Source organism: Helicobacter pylori FD535 (assembly GCF_000296015.2).
Classification (GTDB): domain Bacteria; phylum Campylobacterota; class Campylobacteria; order Campylobacterales; family Helicobacteraceae; genus Helicobacter; species Helicobacter pylori_CT.
The window spans coordinates 1-4023 of sequence record NZ_AKHP02000068.1; the positions used below are offsets into that span (position 1 = coordinate 1).

The window sequence follows — 4023 nt, forward strand, 5'->3', positions numbered from 1 at the left end:
GCAGGCTTATCAATTTTATTCACCACCACAATAGGGCAAATCCCAAAACTCAAAGCCTTTTTAACCACGAATTTAGTTTGAGGCATGACCCCTTCTTGCGCATCCACTAGGAGAAGCACCCCATCCACCATTTTTAAAACGCGCTCCACTTCGCCCCCAAAATCAGCATGCCCGGGAGTGTCAATGATATTGATTTTAGTGTCTTTGTAATAAATAGCGGTGTTTTTAGACAGGATAGTAATCCCTCTTTCTCTTTCTAAGTCGTTGCTATCCATCACCCTTTCATCCACTTTTTCCCTCTCACTAAATGTGCCAGATTGAGAAAGTAAGCCATCTACTAAAGTGGTTTTCCCATGATCAACATGCGCGATTACAGCGATATTTCTAATATTTTTCATGAATGTCCTAACAAGCAAAATTGAGATTAGAAGTATAACACAATATTACAATAGCCCCAAATGGCGGAATTTTTTGGCTAAATCCTGTTCTATAGAATGGCTTTTGTGGGCTTTTAGAAAATTTTCATTTCCGCCATTAGGTGGCATGAAATCGTCATTATCCCTATAAAAAAAGATAAAATAATTTTTCTTTAAATAGTAAGCCAAATGGATCAAAAACGAATCCCCCCCTATATACAAATCGCTTTCTAAAATCAGGTTTTTAACTTCTTCTAAACTGGTTTTAGCACGATAATGAGCGACTTCACTTTGTAAAAAAGCGTATCGTTCTTCAAAATCTAAAAGCGTAATACAAAAGGGTTTTAAGAGTTTTAAAATAATTTGCAAATGCTCTAAAGGGATACTTCGGTCTATGGATCTTGTGAAAGGGTTGATCAAAATCTTTTTGGGGTTTTTTAAATCCATGGGATATGGGGGGTTATCAAAAACATGCCCATAAATTTGAGAAAACAACTCCTGGCGGTTGTGATAAACGTTTTTAATTTCTTTATTTGGAGTGGTTATGGGAATGAATTTGGCTAAAAGAACGCTTCTAAAATCTTGTTTTTCTAAAATCAAATGTTTGATTTGATGCTTTTTAAGCGCTTTTAATAACCATAAAAAATCCTTTATCGCTAAAAAAACGCCTTGTTTTTTAAGATCGTAAAAAGCGGGGACATTTTCAAAAAGAGGAATGATTTCAAAATGTTTTTCGCATTCTAAAAGCTTGGCGATTTTTAAAGTCAAACGAGTGCCTAGGATTTTAAGGGGCTGTTGCTGTTTGAAAGCGATTTCTTTTAAAAGGCTAAGCGTGATGAGGTTATCCCCTAAAGCCAAAAGACAAGCAACATGCATGATTTTTCCTGATGGTGAAATGTTTAGGGTCTTTTTTTTCTATCCCTAAATTTTTTAAATAAAATTTTTCATCAAAACTATTGTTGATAAATTGCGCAAATAGGGGCAAGCATTCCAAATCTTTTCTTAAAATTTTATGCGTTTTAAAAAGCGATTCAAAAATAAATTGCATTAAATCGCTGTTTAATAATTCTTTTAGCGCGTTAGCGTTGATAGGGAAATTTTCTTTTAAAACAAACATGTTCGCGCTGTTTAAAAAAAGGCGTTGTTTGTTATCATAAAAAAAGACAAGCTTTGAAGAAATGAATTTATACACGATTTTTTCTCTAGCTTGATAAAGGCTTAAGGGAGCGACTTGCTGGCAGTCTTTTAAATCAGCGTTAATGAATTGGCTAGGGGCTTTCAAGCCGTCTTTTAAAATATCTGAACCCCTAAAAATAGGAATGGTATTTTTTTCTTGTTTGGAGTGTAATTTTTCTTTATTGTTGCCTGTAACAATCCCTAAAGCAAAATGAGCGTTATTTTTTAAAGTTATATGAGGAAGGGAAAAAAGGTGGTCTAAAATTTTATTTTCTTTACTAGAGCAATGGATATTAAAAATCTTTTTAGGGTTGTTTAAAAAAGAAGAGGGCGAGCGTTTGAACTTGCTATTTTGATAAAAGCATGAGATTTTTTGATCCTTGTTAGGGGTTTTTTTAAGCACCAAACCCACAGCCTTAGTCATTAGGGTTCTAAAGGGTTTGTTGAAATCAATCAGGCTTCTAATTTGAAACTTCAGAGCCATTTCTCGCATTTTTTTAAACGCATCAATATTCAAACAACTTTCGGGTAATAATAGCCCCAAATGAGCGTTTTCTTTTAAACAATTCAAACTCGCTATAAAAAAGAGCGACGCGCTATCTAGGCTTTGAGAGAGGTTGAAGCGCTGTTTGAAATTTTCTTTTTGGTTTTGATTGTATTTCTTGCCCCATGGCGGGTTAGTGAAAATGCAATCAAATTGTGGGGTGTGTTTTAAATTTAAAAAATCTTTTTGTATAATATTAGGGCAATCTAAATGATAACGCTCTTTAATACGCTTTTTAGTCAAAGCGATAGCAAAAGCGTCCGTATCATAGCCATAAATATTTTCAACCTTAAACCCCAGTTTTAAAGCATGCATGATAAAATTCCCGCTCCCCACAGCCGGATCGCAAAAAATCGCTTGAGAGGCATCAAAATCTTTAGGGAGAGTGAAAAGTTGTTCTACTATTTGATTAGGAGTGTAGTAAATGCCTTCTAAATTTCTGGTGGTGTTAGAAAGCTCTTCTTCATAATAAGAACCCAACTTCTCTAAATCAGAGCTATTTTCTAATATTTTTAGGTATTTTAAAATCAATTCTTGATGGTTATGCGCGCCTTTTAGGGATTTGTTAGCGTATTTGTTAAGCTTGTTTTTCCCTAAATGGTTGCGGCAAAAATCTAAAAAAGAGCTTGTTTTCACATAAATTTTATGATCAATCTCTAGTTTCTCTAAAAGATTGGTTTTGATCCAATTATGCACGCTGCTATGAGAAACATTGACTAGGCGAGCGATTTCTTCAATCAAAAGAGCGTTTGAAGGCATTTAACCCCCTAAAAACTATAAACATAACTCACATTAAACATGACAAGGCGTTTAAAAAACAAAGAAGTGTTCAACCCTTTGCCATGCGTTTCATAAAAAGAATTGACCGCTAAAGGGATTTTCAAGCCCATTTCAAATCCGTTATGCCTATTGACATTCACACGAACCCCAAAATTCAAAGGGATCTGGAAAAAACTCGTGTGCATTTTGGCCTGATAATTCGTCAAATAATTGTTGATAAAATCCGTTTGGCTCACCCACATGCTCAAACCACTCCCTACCCACGAACTCCCCGCTAAAGCAAAGCCCGCATAAAAACCCACGCTAGAATGTTTTTGTGAATTATCAATGAAATTATAAAGATAATCTATTCCAAGCCCATAGAGGTGGTTGTTCATTTTGCCTAAACCATCAAAGCCGTTACCCACAAAACCAAAATTAGTGTAACCATAGTCATAGAACAAGTAATAGCGCAACCCTTGATTTTTTTTCTTGGTGAAGAAATGCTTATAACCTACGCTCAAAGCTACCCCATACATGCTTGAAATGTTTTTAGAATAAGAGTTGGGATCCAGCGCGTTTAGGGAATTTGAAATTGCAGCGGTTTGAGAAGATAAAGAAGAAAGCATGTTGTTTTGGGATTGGGTGAATTGCAATTCTAAATTTTTTAAGTTTTTTTCAAATTCTAAAGGGTTAGTGGTGGGTTCTTGTATTTTTTCTAACGCTTGGACTAATTGGGGGTTAGATGAAACGCCACCGCTAATCATCACTATTTTTCCAATATTTTCAAAGGTGGATTGGAGGTAGTATTTCTCGGCTTGGATTTCAGTGGGGGTTAATTTGGAGTTGTTTTTTAAAGCGTTGTTGATGTAGTTAAAGGTGTTTTGCATGCTGGTGATTTCATTTTTGACTTGATTGAGCTTATTAATTTTATTTTGAGCGTTAGAAATGGTTTTAATGCGTTCTTGATTCAAAAAGGGGTTGTTGTGTTGGATGGCATGACTGATAGAATATTCAAAACCCACGCTCGCATACGCCCCATTTTCTTCAGCAATACAAAAAGATAAAAATAAAGGTAGAAAGAATGATGAATGTAATAAGGCTTTTGGAAATTGCATGGTTGATCCT

Annotated in this window: 4 protein-coding genes; all 4 read right to left on the reverse strand. The window is 35.1% G+C overall.

Going from position 1 to position 4023, the window contains the following annotated elements; genetic code table 11:
• Positions 1-398 (reverse strand): GTP-binding protein (locus DV63_RS0209560; protein WP_000790211.1); only part of this gene is annotated, 398 nt, incomplete at its 3' end.
• Between the two features lie 45 nt (positions 399-443).
• Positions 444-1292: a glycosyltransferase family 9 protein gene (locus DV63_RS17070; protein ID WP_000557800.1), complete on the reverse strand. Its 849-nt coding sequence runs from the start codon at positions 1290-1292 to the stop codon at positions 444-446.
• Positions 1258-2895, reverse strand: a complete 1638-nt coding sequence (locus DV63_RS17075; protein ID WP_001139716.1) for a class I SAM-dependent methyltransferase — start codon at positions 2893-2895, stop codon at positions 1258-1260. The genes DV63_RS17070 and DV63_RS17075 overlap by 35 nt, the downstream gene beginning before the upstream one ends.
• Before the next feature lie 8 nt (positions 2896-2903).
• Positions 2904-4013 carry a Hop family outer membrane protein HopJ/HopK gene (gene hopJ / locus DV63_RS17080; protein ID WP_001160287.1) on the reverse strand — a complete coding sequence of 370 codons (1110 nt, stop codon included), beginning with the start codon at positions 4011-4013 and terminating at the stop codon, positions 2904-2906.
• Positions 4014-4023: the final 10 nt, after the last annotated feature.

Bases quoted from the DNA above. Each gene is read 5' to 3' on its own strand.
- DV63_RS17070 (WP_000557800.1), bottom strand. From the start codon at position 1,292: ATGCATGTTGCTTGTCTTTTGGCTTTAGGGGATAACCTCATCACGCTT.
- DV63_RS17075 (WP_001139716.1), bottom strand. From the start codon at position 2,895: ATGCCTTCAAACGCTCTTTTGATTGAAGAAATCGCTCGCCTAGTCAAT.
- hopJ (WP_001160287.1), bottom strand. From the start codon at position 4,013: ATGCAATTTCCAAAAGCCTTATTACATTCATCATTCTTTCTACCTTTA.